This is a genomic window from Mycobacterium sp. NPDC050041 (assembly GCF_049541695.1).
Taxonomy (GTDB): Bacteria; Actinomycetota; Actinomycetes; order Mycobacteriales; family Mycobacteriaceae; genus Mycobacterium.
On the sequence record NZ_JBMVDG010000003.1, the window covers coordinates 426,227 to 441,312 of the forward strand.

Sequence of the window (15,086 nt, forward strand, 5' to 3'; positions counted from 1 at the left end):
TCGGGAGCTTCTGAATGATCCAGGAACATCGCTACGACGTCGTCATCGTCGGGGCAGGCGGCGCGGGCATGCGCGCGGCGGTCGAGGCCGGTCCGCGCGCCCGCACGGCGGTGCTGACCAAGCTCTACCCGACGCGCAGCCACACCGGCGCCGCACAGGGCGGTATGTGCGCCGCGCTGGCCAACGTCGAGGACGACAACTGGGAGTGGCACACCTTCGACACCGTCAAGGGCGGCGACTACCTCGCCGACCAGGACGCCGTCGAGATCATGTGCAAGGAAGCCATCGACGCGGTGCTCGACCTCGAGAAGATGGGGATGCCCTTCAACCGCACCCCCGAGGGCCGCATCGATCAGCGCCGGTTCGGCGGCCACACCCGCGACCACGGCAAGGCGCCCGTGCGGCGGGCCTGTTATGCCGCTGACCGCACCGGCCACATGATCCTGCAGACCCTCTATCAGAACTGCGTCAAGCACGACGTCGAGTTCTTCAACGAGTTCTACGCACTCGACATCTCGCTGACCGAGACGCCCGGCGGGCCGGTGGCCACGGCGGTCATCGCCTACGAGCTGGCAACCGGTGACATCCACATCTTCCACGCCAAGGCGATCGTGTTCGCGACCGGCGGTTCGGGCCGGATGTACAAGACCACGTCGAATGCGCACACGCTGACCGGCGACGGGCTGGGCATCGTCTTTCGTAAGGGACTTCCCTTGGAGGACATGGAGTTCCACCAGTTCCATCCGACCGGCCTGGCCGGGCTGGGCATCCTGATCTCCGAAGCGGTGCGCGGCGAGGGCGGGCGACTGCTCAACGGCGAGGGTGAGCGCTTCATGGAGCGCTACGCCCCGACGATCGTCGACCTCGCACCCCGCGACATCGTCGCGCGGTCGATGGTGCTCGAGGTGCTCGAGGGCCGCGGCGCCGGGCCGAATAAGGACTACGTCTACATCGACGTGCGCCACCTCGGCGCCGACGTGCTCGAGGCCAAGCTGCCCGACATCACCGAGTTCGCCCGCACCTACCTCGGGGTGGATCCGGTGACCGAACTGGTGCCGGTCTACCCGACCTGTCACTACGTGATGGGCGGCATCCCGACCAACATCAACGGCCAGGTGCTGCGCGACAACACCAGCGTCGTCCCCGGCCTCTACGCGGCAGGCGAGTGTGCGTGCGTCTCGGTGCACGGCGCCAACCGGCTGGGCACCAACTCGCTGCTGGACATCAACGTGTTCGGCCGCCGCGCCGGCATTGCCGCGGCCAACTACGCCGCGGGCCACGACTTCGTGGAGATGCCGGAGAAGCCTGCCGACATGGTCGTCGGCTGGGTCGGCGACATCCTCTCCGAGCACGGCAACGAGCGCGTCGCCGACATCCGCGGGGCCCTGCAGCAGTCGATGGACAACAACGCCGCGGTCTTCCGCACGGAGGAGACCCTCAAGCAGGCGCTCACCGACATCCACACGCTCAAGGAGCGTTACGCACGAATCTCGGTGCAGGACAAGGGCACACGCTACAACAGTGATCTGCTGGAGGCGATCGAGCTGGGCTTCCTGCTGGAGCTGGCCGAGGTCACCGTGGTCGGCGCGCTCAACCGCAAGGAGTCGCGCGGCGGCCACGCCCGCGAGGACTACCCGAACCGCGACGACACCAATTACATGCGCCACACGATGGCGTACAAGCAGGGGGCGGATCTGCTGAGTGACATCCGGCTGGATTACAAGCCGGTGGTGCAGACCCGCTACGAGCCGATGGAGCGGAAGTACTGATGAGCGCGCCCGCAATCGAGAAGAACGACGCCACCACACCTCCCGTGCCGGAGGGCTCGGTGATGGTGACGCTCAAGATCGCCCGATTCAACCCGGAGAACCCGGACGCCGCAGGCTGGCAGAGCTTCCGGGTGCCCTGCCTGCCGAGCGACCGGCTGCTCAATCTGCTGCACTACGTCAAGTGGTATCTCGACGGCACGTTGACGTTCCGGCGGTCGTGCGCGCACGGCGTCTGCGGCAGCGACGCCATGCGGATCAACGGCGTGAACCGGCTGGCGTGCAAGGTGCTGATGCGCGACATGCTGCCCAAGAAGGCGTCCAAGCAGCTGACGATCACCATCGAGCCGATCCGCGGTTTGCCCGTGGAGAAGGACCTGGTGGTCGACATGGAGCCGTTCTTCGACGCCTACCGCGCCGTCAAGCCGTTCCTGGTGACCAGCGGCAACCCGCCGACCCGCGAGCGCATCCAGAGCCAGACCGACCGTGCCCGCTACGACGACACCACCAAGTGCATCCTGTGCGCCTGCTGCACCACCAGCTGCCCGGTGTTCTGGACCGAGGGCTCGTATTTCGGACCGGCGGCGATCGTCAACGCGCACCGCTTCATCTTCGACAGCCGTGACGAGGCGGCGGCCGAGCGGCTGGACATCCTCAACGAGAAGGACGGCGTGTGGCGCTGCCGCACCACGTTCAATTGCACGGAGTCCTGCCCGCGTGGCATCCAGGTGACCCAGGCGATCCAAGAGGTCAAGCGCGCGCTGATGTTCGCCCGCTAGGCATCTCCGCCGAGCGTGAGCTCGTGTGGCAATACCGGCCGAATTCTCGCGCACGAGCTCACGTTCGGCGCTCGAAAGTCAGGACTCAGCGCCTTCCGGCTCGGGTTCGGGCTGCGGTTCGGGCGGGTCCTCGCCGGCCTGCCTGCCCACCTGTTCGCCGTAGTAACGGATGATCACCGCCACCGTGGCGGCCACCGGCACGGCCAGGAACGCGCCGACCACCCCGAACGTCGAAGCGCCCAGCGTCACCGCCAGCAGCACGATCACCGCGTGCAGCTTCATCGACTTCGACTGCAACCACGGCTGCAGCACGTTGCCCTCGAACTGCTGCACGGCCAGGATGATGCCCAGCACGATGAGCGCATCGACCGGTCCGTTGGAGACCAGCGCGATGAGCACGGCGAGGCCACCGGCGACGAAGGCGCCGACGATCGGCACGAAGCCGCCGATGAACGTGATGATCGCCAGCGCATAGGCCAGCGGAACGCCGACGATCACCAGCCCGATCCCGATGAGCACCGCGTCGACGAGGCTCACCAGCGCCTGGGTCCGGATGAATCCGCCGAGGCTCGTCCAGACCCGTTCCAGGATCTCCGCCAGATGGGGTGCGGCCGGCTTGCCGACGATGCCCCGCAGCCATGGGATGAAACGTGGCCCGTCCTTGAGCAGGAAGAATGTCACCACGAGCGTGGTGAACACGGTCACCAGGGCCGACGTGGCGGCGCCGACGCCGGTGAACACGCCCGACGCAATCTGCGCGCTACTCGAGTTCAGCCGGTCGGTGACGGCGGCGACAGCCGAGTTGAGTTGCGCCTCACTGATGTTCAGCGGCGGTCCACCGAGCCAGTCCTGTATTTTCACCACGCCGGCCGAGGCCTGCTCGGCCAGCTCCGTGGACTGCTCGACGATCGCCGGGGCCACCGCGGCGACCACACCGGCGATCACGCCCATGGCGATCAGCAGGACCACCGCGACCGCCGCCGCCGGGGGCACTCCCCTGTTCCGCAGCAAGCGCACCGGTGGCCACAGCACGGTGCACACGATCAGGGCCAGTAAGACGGGGAGAAGAACCACCCATGTCTTGCCGACCACCCACGCCAGACCCCACAGCGCCGCGGCCACGGCGACGAGCTGAATCGCGACCACCGCGGTCGATCGCAGGTGCTCGCGGTAGATCGACCCACGGCTTGGCAGCGCCGTCGCGTTGTCAGTCACCCCTGACTTCTACCCGCCAACGGCCGATCCGAGTACTCGATGGCCGAATTCCCTGTCACACTCCGGCGGGCTGTCTCGTCTGATGGGTATGACCACGAATCATTCGACATCACGCATCGAACCCGTCACCCCCGAGCGCGCGTCACTGCTGACCAAGCTGATGTACCGGACGGCCAGGCGCCGCTTCGGCGAGGTGCCCGAGCCCTTCGCCGTCGCCGCCCACCACCCGCGGCTGATGCTGGCCAACCTCGTCCACGAGGGCATGCTGCAGTCCGGATCGAAGAAGCTGCCTTCCAGCGTCCGCGAACTGGCCGTGTTCTGGGCGGCGCGCACCGTGGGCTGCTCGTGGTGTGTGGACTTCGGGGCCATGCTGCAGCGCCTCGACGGACTCGACGTCGACCGGCTCAAGGAGATCGACGACTACGCGACGTCCCCGCGCTACACCGACGACGAGCGAGCCGCGATCGCGTACGCCGACGCGATGACCACCGATCCGCACACCATCACCGACGAGCAGGTGGCCGATCTGCGGCAACGCTTCGGCGACGACGGGGTGATCGAATTGACCTACCAGATCGGGGTGGAGAACATGCGCGCCCGCATGTACTCGGCGCTGGGGATCACCGAGCAGGGCTTCAGCTCCGGTGACGCGTGCCGGGTGCCGTGGGCGACGGAGAGCACTACACCGGATCAGTAGTCACTGGGATCGAAGCGGAGAGCCGGTGAACTTGTCGGGGTTCGCGACATCCCAGATGGCGCAGACCTTCCCGTCGCGGACGGTGACCGCCTGGATGTGGGGCGCCATCTCCGGCCATTCACCGTCGGCGGCCAGACCCGCGGTGTAGAGCCCGATCTCACCGTTGACGAGTGCGACCTGCCCCGCCTCGAAGAACCGCGGACCGTAGCGGCGGGCCAGCCCGAAGATGAACCGGGCGACCTTGTCGGCGCCGTGGATGACGCGGGCGGCGGTGGGCGCCTTGCGGTTCGAGTCGCCGGTGAAGGTGACGTCGGGATGCAGCAGCTCGACGACGGCGGCCATGTCACCCGACGCCATGGCCGCCATCAACTTCCCCACCACCTCGTCGTGGGACGGGTCGCGGGCCGGTGCCTGCGCATCGGCGACGATTCGCCGTGCCCGCGAGCCGAGTTGGCGAGCCGAGGCCTCGGTGGTCCCGAGCACCGCGGCGATCTCACCGAACGGCAGCGAGAATCCGTCGTGCAGCACGAAAGCGACGCGCTGGTCGGGTGTCAGCCGTTCCAGCACCACCATCGCCGCGAATCGCGCGTCCTCGGCGGCGACCACCGCGGCGAGCGGGTCGCTGTCGCCGACGCCGGTCACGACCGGTTCCGGCAGCCATTCGCCGACGTAGGTCTCCCGCCGCCGGGCTGCCGAGCGCAGGCGGTCGAGGCCGATGCGGCTGACCACCGTCGTCAGCCAGGCGCGTGGGTCGGCGATGCGGGCGCGGCCGTCGCCCAGCGCATCCCATCGCAGCCACGCGTCCTGCACCGCGTCCTCGGCGTCGGCCACGGAGCCGGTCAACCGGTAGGCCACCGAGAGCAGGTGCGGGCGTGCCTGCTCGAAGTCCAGGGTGCGCTCGGCGGTGGTCACGACCCAAGGGTAGGTCGGCGGGCCGCGGTCGGGTAGTGGACTACTCACGCCAGGTGCAACGGCAGACGCGATGCTTCGACCCATGGCGGCGAACGACGATGGACGGTTCTGCGATCGTGTGCTTCGGACCGGTGGTCGGGTGGGTGACGCTCCGGATACCGGACCGACGGACCGGATGTGTTTCGCCGTCGTGCGTCGCGACTCTCACCGCCGCGGTCGGCGAGGCCGCGGCGGTGGAGATCTCCGACGGTGAGCGGCCCGGGTCTACTCGGGCTCAGCAGCAGGATTCGGCGCTGGCCGGCTCTGCCGCCCCGGACTCAGCGGAGCCGCCGCAGCACACCCCGCCCTGCGCCTCGCCCGACTCGTCGAGCTGTTGCGGGCTGGTGCCGAAGGTGTCGGAGTCGGCCAGCACGGTGTAGACCTCCCACTGCTCCCCGGCCGGTCCGGTCACCCAGACCTTGTCCTGGGTTGCGAAGCAACACGTGGTGCCGATCTCCTCGTCGGTGAACAGACCCTCGTGGGTCAGCCGGGCGATCTCGGCGTGCACCTGCTCGCTCGACGCGACCTCCACGCCGAGGTGGTTGATGGTGCCGCCCTTGCCGGGGTTCTCCAGCAGCACCAGCTTCAGTGCCGGCTCGGTGACCGCGAAGTTGGCGTAGCCCGGCTTCACCTTCGCCGGGGTGGTGCCGAACAACTTGGAGTAGAACGTGATCGCCTCGTCGAGGTCGTCGACGTTGAGGGCCAATTGGACACGGGACATGATGAACCTCCATTACGGATGAGACATATATCGAACTGACGCGTCGGACTCAGAATGCCACCTTTTTGATATATGTCAAGACAGATGGCATGATGGCCGCATGCCCAAGGCGCTGCCCGTCATCGACATGTCGGCCCCGGTGTGCTGCGCCCCGGTGGCGGCAGGCCCGATCAGCGACGAGGACGCCCTCGCCGTCGCGATGCGACTCAAGGCGATCGCGGACCCGATGCGGGTGAAGATCATGTCGCACCTGTTCAGCTCCGATGCCGGCGAGCAGACGAGCGGCAGCCTCGCCGCCGTTCTCGACCTCAGCGAATCCACCGTCAGTCACCACCTCGGCCAATTACGCAAAGCGGGTCTGGTCGAGTCCGACCGACGCGGCATGAACGTCTTTCATCGAGTCAAACCCGAAGCGCTGCAAGCACTCTGCGTCGTGCTCGATCCCTCCTGCTGCACGTAGCGGAAATCCGCGGCGCAACGAGGCCTGCACAGTCGATTCACGCGAGACAACGTGGCTTAGGCAACCGATTCCGTCGCTGTGTTACTCGGAAGAAAACTAATCCGTTGTATCGACCCGCGTACACCACCGGAACCGTATATTTTCCGGCATGGCAATCAAGGAACCGCCGACCTCGGCTGTCGGCGACAAGGGGCTGCAGGCGGGGGCCCTTGGCCTGGTCGGCAACATCGTCATCGGCCTCGGCGCCGTCGCACCGGCGTACAGCCTGGCCGCGACGCTCGGGTTCGTGGTGCTGGCGGTCGGCGACAAGGCGCCTGCGATGTTCGTGCTGGCGTTCATCCCGATGCTGTTGGTCGCCTTCGCCTACAAGGAGTTGTCCCAGGACACGCCTGACTGCGGCACGACCTTCACCTGGGGCACCAAGGCGTTCGGCCCGTGGATCGGCTGGATCGGCGGGTGGGGTCTGGCGGTGTCGGCGATCATCGTGCTGGCCAACGTCGCCGAGGTGGCGGCCATCTACCTGTACCGCTTCCTCGGCACCCTCACCGGCGGCGCGGAGGACAACTTCTTCAACACCCTTGCGGACAGCCTGACCGCCAAGGTGCTGCTCGGCTGCTTCTTCATCCTCGCCATGACGGCGGTGAGTGCCAGGGGAATCGTTCTCTCCGAACGCATTCAGAACGTGCTGATCGGAATCCAGTTCGTCGTGCTGGTGGGTGTCAGCGTCGTCGCACTGGTCCGGGTGTTCGCCGGCAACGCGGGCGAGCAAGCCATCAGCCCGTCGCTGTCGTGGCTGTGGCCGGGCGGTCTGGACTCGTCGTCCATCGCCGCGGCGGTCATCCTGTGCATCTTCATCTACTGGGGCTGGGACGCCTGCCTGGCCGTGGGCGAGGAAACCAAGGACCCGGGCCGGACGCCGGGCATCGCCGCGGTGATCACCACGCTGATCCTGGTGTGCACCTACGTGCTCGTCGCCTTCGCCGTGCAGTCCTTCGCCGGGTTCGGCACCGAGGGCATCGGCCTGAAGAACGAGGAGAACGCCGACGACGTGCTGACCATCCTCGGCGATCCGGTGGCAGGGATCGTGGTGTCCGCGCTGTTGATGCTCACCGTGTCGATCTCGGCACTGTCCTCGACGCAGACCACGATCCTGCCGACGGCGCGCGGGACCCTGTCGATGGCGGTGTACGAGGCCATTCCGCAGCGCTTCGCCCGGGTGCATCCCCGGTACATGACCCCGGCGTTCGGCACCATGGTGATGGGCGTCGCGGCACTGTGCTTCTACCTCGTGCTGTCGTTCGTCAGCCAGAACGCACTGCAGGACTCCGTCGCGTCCCTTGGCCTTGCGGTCGCGTTCTACTACGGCATCACCGCCTACGCCTGCGTCTGGTACTTCCGGCGGACGCTGTTCACTTCGGCCCGGAACCTGTTCTTCCGCGGCATCTTCCCGCTGCTCGGCGCCGCGGCGATGACGTGGGCGTTCGTCAAGAGTGCGATCGACATGGTCGCCGAGGACTACGGCGAGACCGCGTACGGCGGTGTGGGTGGCGTGTTCGTCCTCGGCGTCGGCATGCTGGCTCTCGGGGTGCCCCTGATGCTGGCGTGTTTCGCATTCGGCACCAAGCGGTTCTTCCGCGGTGAGACGCTGACCGCGAGCACCGAAGTCAAGGTTCCCGACACCTTCTGATGTCGTCGCCTCGAGAGAAGGACCAGTCATGCATCTGACAGTCGGATATCTGGCCACACCCACCGGCGACGACGGTGTCGCCCTTGCCAGCGCACTCGCCAGGACCTTCGACGCCACCGTGGACGTGGTGCTGGTGGTCCGCGAGGAGATGCCCGACGGCAGTCCGGGCCGCAGCGAGTACCAGCGGTTGCTCGTCGAGCGCGGCGAGGAGTGGGTGTCGCGCGCGGTGGATGCGTTGGCCGCCAAGGGTGTCAGCGCCGGATCGGCGGTCACCGTCGGCGAGTCGTTCGCCCAGTCGCTGCTGCAGTTCGCCGAGCAGAAGTCCTCAGACCTCATCGTGGTAGGCGGCGCGCGCGACGGGTTCTTCGGCGGCCACACCATCGGCCCGGTCACCGGTGCGCTGCTGCATTCCTCGCCGATTCCGGTGGCGCTCGCACCGCGGGGTTACGCCGAGGATCCCGACGACGACATCGCCGCCATCACCGCGGCGGTACCCACCCGGCCCGGCGACGACAACCCGCTGCCGTTCGCCCTCACCCTGGCCAGCGCCGCCGGCCTGCCGATCCGCATGTTGTCGCTGGTGTCGGCGGAGAATCTCGCCGAGGCCGAGAGCGTCAAGGAGGTGCGGCAGTTCCAGATCGCCGCCGCCGAGGAGAACCTCGCCGTCGCGGCGCGCGCCCTGCCCGACGCACCCGAGATCGAATCCCTCGTCGCCGAGGGCATGACCCTGGAGTCCGCGCTCAAGAAGCTCAGGTGGGACGACGGCGCCCTGCTCGTCGTCGGTTCCAGCCGGTTCGCCGCACCGAGGCGGATCTTCCTGGGGTCCACGGCCGCCCGCATCCTGGCCGGCGTCGACGTCCCTGTGATCGTGGTGCCCCGCGAGTGACGGTGGTCAGCGCCGCGTGAAGATCGTGCGGTGCCAATCCTTTTCGGCAACCCCGGTGATGTCGCTCATCACGTGCTTGACGGTGAGGTACTCCTCGAGCGAGTAGTCGCTCATGTCCTTGCCGAACCCCGATGCGCCGACGCCACCGTGCGGCATCTCGCTGATGATCGGGATGTGGTCGTTGATCCACACGCAGCCGGCCTGAATTTCGCGTGACGCCCGCTGGGCGCGGTACACGTCGCGGGTCCACGCCGAGGCGGCGAGCCCGTAGTCGGTGTCGTTGGCCTGCCGCAGCGCGTCGTCGTCGTCGGTGAACGGCCGCACGGTGAGCACCGGCCCGAAGATCTCGTCGCGGTACACCTCGGAGTCCTCGGCCACGTCGGCGATCAGCGTCGGGGCGTAGAACGAACCCGGCAGGTCCGGTGAGGTGCCACCGGTGACGATCCGCCCGCCCTGGCCGGGAGCCCGCTCGACCATGCCGGCCACCTTCGCGCGGTGTGCCATCGAGATCAGCGGACCGAGGTCGGTGTCGGGGTCGTGCGGGTCGCCGACGACGATCTTGCTCATCACCTCGGCGACCCCGGCGACGAAGTCGTCGTAGAGGTCGCGCGCCACGATCGCCCGGGTCGCGGCCGTGCAGTCCTGGCCGGTGTTGATCAGCGAGCCGGCCACCGCACCCTGGATCGCGGCGTCGAGGTCGGCGTCGTCGAACACCACGAACGGCGCCTTGCCGCCCAGTTCGAGCTGGGTGCGGTGGCCGTACGCGGCGGCGGCGGCCATCACCTTGCGGCCGACCGGCGTTGACCCGGTGAACGTCACCAGGTCGACGTCGCGGTGACCCGCCAGCGCGGTGCCGACGTCGTGTCCCGCACCGGTGACGACGTTGAGCACACCCGCGGGCAATCCGGCCTCGGTGGCCAGCCGGGCCAGCGTCAGCGTGGTCAGCGGGGTGATCTCAGCGGGCTTGATCACCACCGCGCACCCGGCGGCGAGCGCGGGCAGCACCTTCCACACCGCCATCTGCAGCGGATAGTTCCACGGCGTGATGGTGGCGACGACGCCGATGGCCTCGCGCCGGATGCTTGAGGTGTGGTCGCCGGAGTACTCCGCGGTCGCCTTGCCCTCGAGATGTCGCGCCGCGCCCGCGAAGAAGTCGATGTTGTCGACGCTGCCCGGGACGTCGAACTCGGCGGCCAACCGCACCGGCTTGCCGGTCTGACTCACCTCCTCGGCGACGAGGTCGTCGGCGTGCTCGTCGGCCAGCTTCGCCAGCCGGGCGAGCACCGCCGACCGGTCGGCGGGGGTGGCGGTGGCCCAGCCGGTCAGCGCGCGACGGGCGGAGGCGACGGCCGTGTCGACGTCGCCGGGGGTGGCCAGCGCGTACTCGGCGACGACCCGGCCGCTCGCCGGATCGATGACCCGGTGGCCGTCGCCGCCGGTCGCCACCGCCGCCCCGTCGATCCAGCTGCCTGCCACGTTCGTCGCCACGGTCATGCGCCAACGCTATCCGACGGCCCCGCGCGTGGCTACGCAATCCAGCCGCCGTGCAGGCTCGAAACAATCGATTTCATACGTCTGGTTGCCTGCAACGACGGATTCCGTGCACAATCACTGGCATGACCAATCCGGATGGTCAACCCGTCACCCCACCCGTCGGCTTGCGCGTCAACCCGTCGCGGCCCGGCGCGTTCCAGCTCGACGAGCTGTCCAAGGCCATCATCGAGAAGCTGCAGCAGGACGGCAGGCGCTCTTATGCCGGAATCGGCAAGGCCGTCGGCCTGTCCGAGGCCGCCGTGCGCCAGCGGGTTCAGCGCATGGTCGACGCCGGCGTCATGCAGATCGTCGCCGTCACCGATCCGATGCAGCTGGGCTTCGCCCGCCAGGCGATGATCGGCATCCGCTGCACCGGCGACACCACCAAGATCGCCGACAAGCTCGCGGGCATGGCACAGGTCGACTACGTCGTGCTCACCGCCGGATCCTTCGACGCCATCGTCGAGGTGGTCTGCGAGGACGACGACGACCTGCTCGACCTGCTCAACACCCAGATCCGCGCACTGCCGGGAGTGATATCCACCGAAACGCTTGTCTACTTGAAACTTGTTAAGCAGCAATACAATTGGGGTACACGATGACAACAACCGATATCACCGAACCAGTGACCACCGATCTGGCCGCGAAGGCCAGCAGGCACCTGTGGGGGCACTTCGCCCGCCACGGCGAAAACATCTCCCCGCCGATCATCACCCGCGGCGAGGGCACCACGATCTGGGACGACAAGGGCCGCAGCTACATCGACGGCCTGTCCGGGCTTTTCGTGGTCCAGGTTGGCCACGGCCGCGCCGAACTGGCCGAGGCCGCCGCCAAGCAGGCCGAGAAGCTGGCGTTCTTCCCGCTGTGGTCCTACGCCACTCCCCCCGCGATCGAACTCGCCGAGCGACTGGCCAACTACGCACCCGGCGACCTCAACCGCGTCTTCTTCACCACCGGTGGCGGCGAGGCCGTCGAGAGTGCGTGGAAGCTGGCCAAGCAGTACTTCAAGCTGGTCGGCAAACCCGGTAAGCACAAGGTGGTTTCGCGTGCGGTGGCCTACCACGGCACCCCGCAGGGCGCGCTGGCCATCACCGGTGTCCCGGCCTTCAAGGCGCCGTTCGAACCGCTCACCCCCGGCGGGTTCCGCGCGCCGAACACCAACTTCTACCGCGCTCCGGCGAACTACGCGCACGACGAGAAGGCGTTCGGCCAGTACTGCGCCGACCGCATCGCCGAGGCCATCGAGTTCGAGGGCCCCGACACCGTCGCGGCGGTGTTCCTCGAACCCGTGCAGAACGCCGGCGGCTGCTTCCCGCCGCCGCCGGGCTACTTCGAGCGGGTCCGCGAGATCTGCGACCGCTACGACGTACTGCTGGTCTCCGACGAGGTGATCTGCGCGTACGGCCGGATCGGCTCGATGTTCGCCTGCGACGACTTCAACTACGTGCCGGACATCATCACCTGCGCCAAGGGCCTGACCTCCGGCTACTCGCCGATCGGCGCGATGATCGCCAGCGACCGGCTGTTCGAGCCGTTCAACGACGGCAAGACCGCCTTCGCCCACGGTTACACGTTCGGCGGTCACCCGGTCTCGGCCGCCGTCGCGATGGCCAACCTGGACATCTTCGAGCGTGAAGGCCTCAACGCCCGGGTCAAGGAGAACGCACCGGCGTTCCGCGCCACGCTCGAGCGGCTCTACGACCTGCCGATCGTCGGCGACGTCCGCGGCGAGGGCTACTTCTACGGCATCGAACTCGTCAAGGACAAGGCGACCAAGGAGACCTTCAACGACGAGGAGTCCGAGCGCCTGCTGCGCGGCTTCCTGACGCCTGCGCTGTTCGAGGCGGGCCTGTACTGCCGCGCCGACGACCGTGGCGACCCGGTGGTGCAGCTGGCGCCGCCGCTGATCAGCGGACAGGCCGAATTCGACGCGATCTACGACATCCTGCACAGCGTGTTGGGTGAGGCGAGCCGGCGACTCTAGGAGGTAGGCGGGTGTCGCCGGAACGGAAGCCGCCGATCGACCCGGTGCGGTGGCAGCCGCCGCCGGTGACACCGCTGCCCGAATTACCCGCTCCCGCAGTGACCGTCGTCCCGGTACCCGGCCACGCCCCCGAGGACGTGGTCGTCGACGCCGACGGCGCGGTGTGGACCGGGGTGGACGACGGCCGGATCCTGCGGATCGATCCCGACGGCCGGGCCGACGTGGTCGCCGACACCGGTGGCCGGCCGCTGGGGCTCGCGATCGCGCGCGACGGCGGAGTGCTCGTCTGCGACAGCCCGCGCGGCCTCCTCACGCTCGACCCGGGCAGCGGAGTGCTGCAGCCGCTGGTCGAGCACATCGACGGCCGGCACCTGCAGTTCTGCTCGAACGTCACTGAAACAGCGGACGGCACAATCTATTTCACCGAGTCGACCAGCGCGTTCACCTATCAGCACTTCAAGGGCGCGGTGCTCGAGGCGCGTGGGCGCGGCGGACTGTTCCGGCGGTCCACCGACGGGACGGTCAGCACCGTGCTCGACGGGTTGTATTTCACCAACGGTGTCACCCCGACCGCTGACGGATCGGCGCTGGTGTTCGCCGAGACGCTGGCCCGCCGGCTGTCCAAGTACTGGCTCACCGGTCCGCAGGCGGGTCAGGTGACGCCATTGGTGACGGGCCTGCCCGGACACCCCGACAATCTGTCCACCGGTGCCGACGGCCGGATCTGGTGCGCGATGGTCTCGCCGCTCAACACCACCGCCGAGTGGCTGGCGCCCCGCCCGCCGATCCTGCGCCGACTCCTCTGGCGGCTGCCCGAGCGGTTCGCTCCCCAGCTCGAGCCCGAGGTGTGGGCGGTGGCGTTCGATCCGGACGACGGCAGACCCGTCGCCGGGCTGCGTACCGGCCATCCCGACTTCGGCATGGTGACGGGTCTGGTCGAGGCCGGTGACCGGCTCTGGCTGGGCTGCATCGGGTCGGCCGCCGTCGCGCACGTCCCGCTCGGTCAGCTGTCGCTCTGACGGCGCCGAAGCAGCGGTCAGATCGCAATTTCGCCGGAATTTGCGATCTCACCGCAGTTTCGGCACGCCGGCTGAGTCACTTCATTCACTTCCGTCACAGCGTGGCTCCGCACAATGCGGTCGCCGGTCGCCTAATCTGCGCAGACGATGGCAAAGTCACGCATCCTCTGTACCCGCGCCGCAGGGCTGCTGGCCGTCGCGGCGGTGGCCGCGGCGCCCGCACTGCTCGGCGCGCCCGCCGCAGGCGCCCAGCCGGACGCGGCGCCCATCACGTGTCCGTACCGGGCGACCACCCCGCCCGCCATCGACGCGTCCGAAGAGCCCAAGCCCGGTCAGGCGCCGCCCGCCCCGCTGGCGGTCCCGGACAAGACTCCCGGCGGAGACGGGCTGTCGGGCTGTGGCGTCATCACCGCGAGCGGCACTCCGCCGCTGCCGAACGACATCTCGGCCGAGGCATGGGTGGTCGCCGACCTCGACAGCGGCGACGTCATCGCCGCGAAGGACCCGCACGGCAGACACCGGCCCGCCAGCGTCATCAAGGTGCTGACCGCGATGGCCGCCATCGACCAGCTCAACCTCAACAAGACCGTGCCGGGCACCGCCGACGACGCCGCGGCCGAGGGCACCCGGGTGGGCGTCGGCGAGGGCGGCGTGTACACGATCAACGACCTGCTGCACGGCCTGCTCATGCACTCCGGCAACGACGCCGCGTACGCGCTGGCCCGCCAGCTGGGCGGCTGGGACGCGGCGCTGCGCAAGATCAACGTGCTCGCCGATCAGCTCGGCGGCCGCGACACCCGGGTGGCCACACCGTCCGGTCTGGACGCACCGGGGATGAGTACGTCGGCCTACGACCTCGGGTTGTTCTACCGCTACGCCTGGCAGAACCCGACGTTCACCGACATAGTCGCCACCCGCAGCTTCCAGTTCCCGGGCCGCGACGGCACCCCCTACGAGGTGGTCAACGACAACCAGCTGCTGGTCAACTACCCGGGCGCGATGGGCGGCAAGACCGGCTTCACCGACGACGCGGGACAGACGTTCGTCGGCGCCGCCGAGCGGGACGGCCGCAGGCTGGTCGCGGTGCTGATGCGCGGCACCCGCCAGCCGATCGCGCCCTGGCAGCAGGCCGCGCACCTGCTGGACTACGGATTCTCCGTGCCCGAGGGCACCAAGGTCGGCACCCTCGTCGAGCCCGATCCCTCGCTGCGGACCCCGCAGGCCCAGGAGGTCAAGGCGGACGCCGCCGCGGCAGCGCAGGCCGCCGCGGTGCTGCCGCCGGCCGACGCGATGCCCGTGCGGGTGGGCGTCGGGGTGGTCGGGGCGATCATCGTGTTCGGCCTCATCATGGCCGCCCGCTCGCTGAATCGCCGAGTGGCGCAATAGGC

14 protein-coding genes are annotated in these 15,086 nt (G+C 68.6%); 10 read left to right on the forward strand and 4 right to left on the reverse strand.

Annotated elements, in window-relative coordinates:
* Window positions 1-14 precede the first annotated feature (14 nt).
* Both sdhA and ACPCHZ_RS12470 read left to right on the forward strand, forming a co-directional pair.
* The gene (gene sdhA, locus ACPCHZ_RS12465) at window positions 15-1,769 is read left to right on the forward strand and encodes a succinate dehydrogenase flavoprotein subunit (RefSeq protein ID WP_423485031.1); all 1,755 of its coding nucleotides are present in this window, start codon (window positions 15-17) and stop codon (window positions 1,767-1,769) included.
* Window positions 1,769-2,545, forward strand: coding sequence for a succinate dehydrogenase iron-sulfur subunit (locus ACPCHZ_RS12470; RefSeq protein ID WP_364972151.1), 777 nt, complete (start codon window positions 1,769-1,771; stop codon window positions 2,543-2,545). Before sdhA ends, ACPCHZ_RS12470 begins: the two co-directional genes overlap by 1 nt.
* Window positions 2,546-2,623: 78 nt before the next feature.
* Here the strand turns inward: ACPCHZ_RS12470 and ACPCHZ_RS12475 are convergent, their stop codons facing one another.
* Window positions 2,624-3,760 carry an AI-2E family transporter gene (locus ACPCHZ_RS12475; protein WP_423485032.1) on the reverse strand — a complete coding sequence of 379 codons (1,137 nt, stop codon included), beginning with the start codon at window positions 3,758-3,760 and terminating at the stop codon, window positions 2,624-2,626.
* 88 nt (window positions 3,761-3,848) lie between these two features.
* Here ACPCHZ_RS12475 and ACPCHZ_RS12480 point away from each other — a divergent pair, with 88 nt between their 5' ends.
* Window positions 3,849-4,457: a carboxymuconolactone decarboxylase family protein gene (locus ACPCHZ_RS12480; RefSeq protein WP_423485033.1), complete on the forward strand. Its 609-nt coding sequence runs from the start codon at window positions 3,849-3,851 to the stop codon at window positions 4,455-4,457.
* On the opposite strand, the gene ACPCHZ_RS12485 is transcribed toward ACPCHZ_RS12480, so the two are convergent.
* Together ACPCHZ_RS12485 and ACPCHZ_RS12490 are read right to left on the reverse strand one after the other, a co-directional pair.
* Window positions 4,458-5,369, reverse strand: a complete 912-nt coding sequence (locus tag ACPCHZ_RS12485; protein ID WP_423485034.1) for a sigma-70 family RNA polymerase sigma factor — start codon at window positions 5,367-5,369, stop codon at window positions 4,458-4,460. It lies immediately after the preceding gene.
* Window positions 5,370-5,643: 274 nt separating this feature from the next.
* Window positions 5,644-6,129, reverse strand: a complete 486-nt coding sequence (locus ACPCHZ_RS12490) for an ArsI/CadI family heavy metal resistance metalloenzyme (RefSeq protein ID WP_423485035.1) — start codon at window positions 6,127-6,129, stop codon at window positions 5,644-5,646.
* 100 nt (window positions 6,130-6,229) lie between these two features.
* Between ACPCHZ_RS12490 and ACPCHZ_RS12495 the strand changes: the two genes are divergently transcribed.
* The 3 genes from ACPCHZ_RS12495 to ACPCHZ_RS12505 all read left to right on the forward strand — a co-directional run bounded on the left by ACPCHZ_RS12495 (window position 6,230) and on the right by ACPCHZ_RS12505 (window position 9,162).
* Entirely contained in the window at window positions 6,230-6,589 is a 360-nt protein-coding gene (locus tag ACPCHZ_RS12495; protein ID WP_423485036.1) for an Rv2640c family ArsR-like transcriptional regulator, read from the forward strand.
* A 148-nt stretch (window positions 6,590-6,737) separates the two neighbouring features.
* Window positions 6,738-8,276: an APC family permease gene (locus tag ACPCHZ_RS12500; protein ID WP_423485037.1), complete on the forward strand. Its 1,539-nt coding sequence runs from the start codon at window positions 6,738-6,740 to the stop codon at window positions 8,274-8,276.
* A gap of 28 nt (window positions 8,277-8,304) precedes the next feature.
* The gene (locus ACPCHZ_RS12505; RefSeq protein ID WP_423485038.1) at window positions 8,305-9,162 is read left to right on the forward strand and encodes a universal stress protein; all 858 of its coding nucleotides are present in this window, start codon (window positions 8,305-8,307) and stop codon (window positions 9,160-9,162) included.
* Between the two features lie 6 nt (window positions 9,163-9,168).
* Here the strand turns inward: ACPCHZ_RS12505 and ACPCHZ_RS12510 are convergent, their stop codons facing one another.
* Window positions 9,169-10,656: a gamma-aminobutyraldehyde dehydrogenase gene (locus ACPCHZ_RS12510; protein ID WP_423485039.1), complete on the reverse strand. Its 1,488-nt coding sequence runs from the start codon at window positions 10,654-10,656 to the stop codon at window positions 9,169-9,171.
* 122 nt (window positions 10,657-10,778) lie between these two features.
* Here ACPCHZ_RS12510 and ACPCHZ_RS12515 point away from each other — a divergent pair, with 122 nt between their 5' ends.
* From ACPCHZ_RS12515 to ACPCHZ_RS12530, 4 genes are all read left to right on the forward strand, one after another.
* Window positions 10,779-11,297 (forward strand): Lrp/AsnC family transcriptional regulator, encoded by a 519-nt coding sequence (locus tag ACPCHZ_RS12515; protein WP_364972172.1) that lies wholly within the window; start codon window positions 10,779-10,781, stop codon window positions 11,295-11,297.
* A complete protein-coding gene (locus ACPCHZ_RS12520) occupies window positions 11,294-12,679 on the forward strand; it encodes an aspartate aminotransferase family protein (RefSeq protein WP_423485040.1) in 1,386 nt (461 codons plus the stop codon). The genes ACPCHZ_RS12515 and ACPCHZ_RS12520 overlap by 4 nt, the downstream gene beginning before the upstream one ends.
* An 11-nt stretch (window positions 12,680-12,690) precedes the next feature.
* On the forward strand, window positions 12,691-13,698 hold the full coding sequence (locus tag ACPCHZ_RS12525) for an SMP-30/gluconolactonase/LRE family protein (protein ID WP_423485041.1): 1,008 nt from the start codon (window positions 12,691-12,693) through the stop codon (window positions 13,696-13,698).
* Window positions 13,699-13,845: 147 nt separating this feature from the next.
* Window positions 13,846-15,084, forward strand: coding sequence for a D-alanyl-D-alanine carboxypeptidase family protein (locus ACPCHZ_RS12530; protein ID WP_423485042.1), 1,239 nt, complete (start codon window positions 13,846-13,848; stop codon window positions 15,082-15,084).
* The last annotated feature ends 2 nt before the right edge of the window (window positions 15,085-15,086 follow it).

Excerpts from the sequence above, each read along its gene's own strand:
- sdhA (WP_423485031.1), top strand. The coding sequence starts at position 15 with ATGATCCAGGAACATCGCTACGACGTCGTCATCGTCGGGGCAGGCGGC.
- ACPCHZ_RS12470 (WP_364972151.1), top strand. The coding sequence starts at position 1,769 with ATGAGCGCGCCCGCAATCGAGAAGAACGACGCCACCACACCTCCCGTG.
- ACPCHZ_RS12480 (WP_423485033.1), top strand. The coding sequence starts at position 3,849 with ATGACCACGAATCATTCGACATCACGCATCGAACCCGTCACCCCCGAG.
- ACPCHZ_RS12490 (WP_423485035.1), bottom strand. The coding sequence starts at position 6,129 with ATGTCCCGTGTCCAATTGGCCCTCAACGTCGACGACCTCGACGAGGCG.
- ACPCHZ_RS12495 (WP_423485036.1), top strand. The coding sequence starts at position 6,230 with ATGCCCAAGGCGCTGCCCGTCATCGACATGTCGGCCCCGGTGTGCTGC.
- ACPCHZ_RS12500 (WP_423485037.1), top strand. The coding sequence starts at position 6,738 with ATGGCAATCAAGGAACCGCCGACCTCGGCTGTCGGCGACAAGGGGCTG.
- ACPCHZ_RS12505 (WP_423485038.1), top strand. The coding sequence starts at position 8,305 with ATGCATCTGACAGTCGGATATCTGGCCACACCCACCGGCGACGACGGT.
- ACPCHZ_RS12510 (WP_423485039.1), bottom strand. The coding sequence starts at position 10,656 with ATGACCGTGGCGACGAACGTGGCAGGCAGCTGGATCGACGGGGCGGCG.
- ACPCHZ_RS12515 (WP_364972172.1), top strand. The coding sequence starts at position 10,779 with ATGACCAATCCGGATGGTCAACCCGTCACCCCACCCGTCGGCTTGCGC.
- ACPCHZ_RS12520 (WP_423485040.1), top strand. The coding sequence starts at position 11,294 with ATGACAACAACCGATATCACCGAACCAGTGACCACCGATCTGGCCGCG.
- ACPCHZ_RS12530 (WP_423485042.1), top strand. The coding sequence starts at position 13,846 with ATGGCAAAGTCACGCATCCTCTGTACCCGCGCCGCAGGGCTGCTGGCC.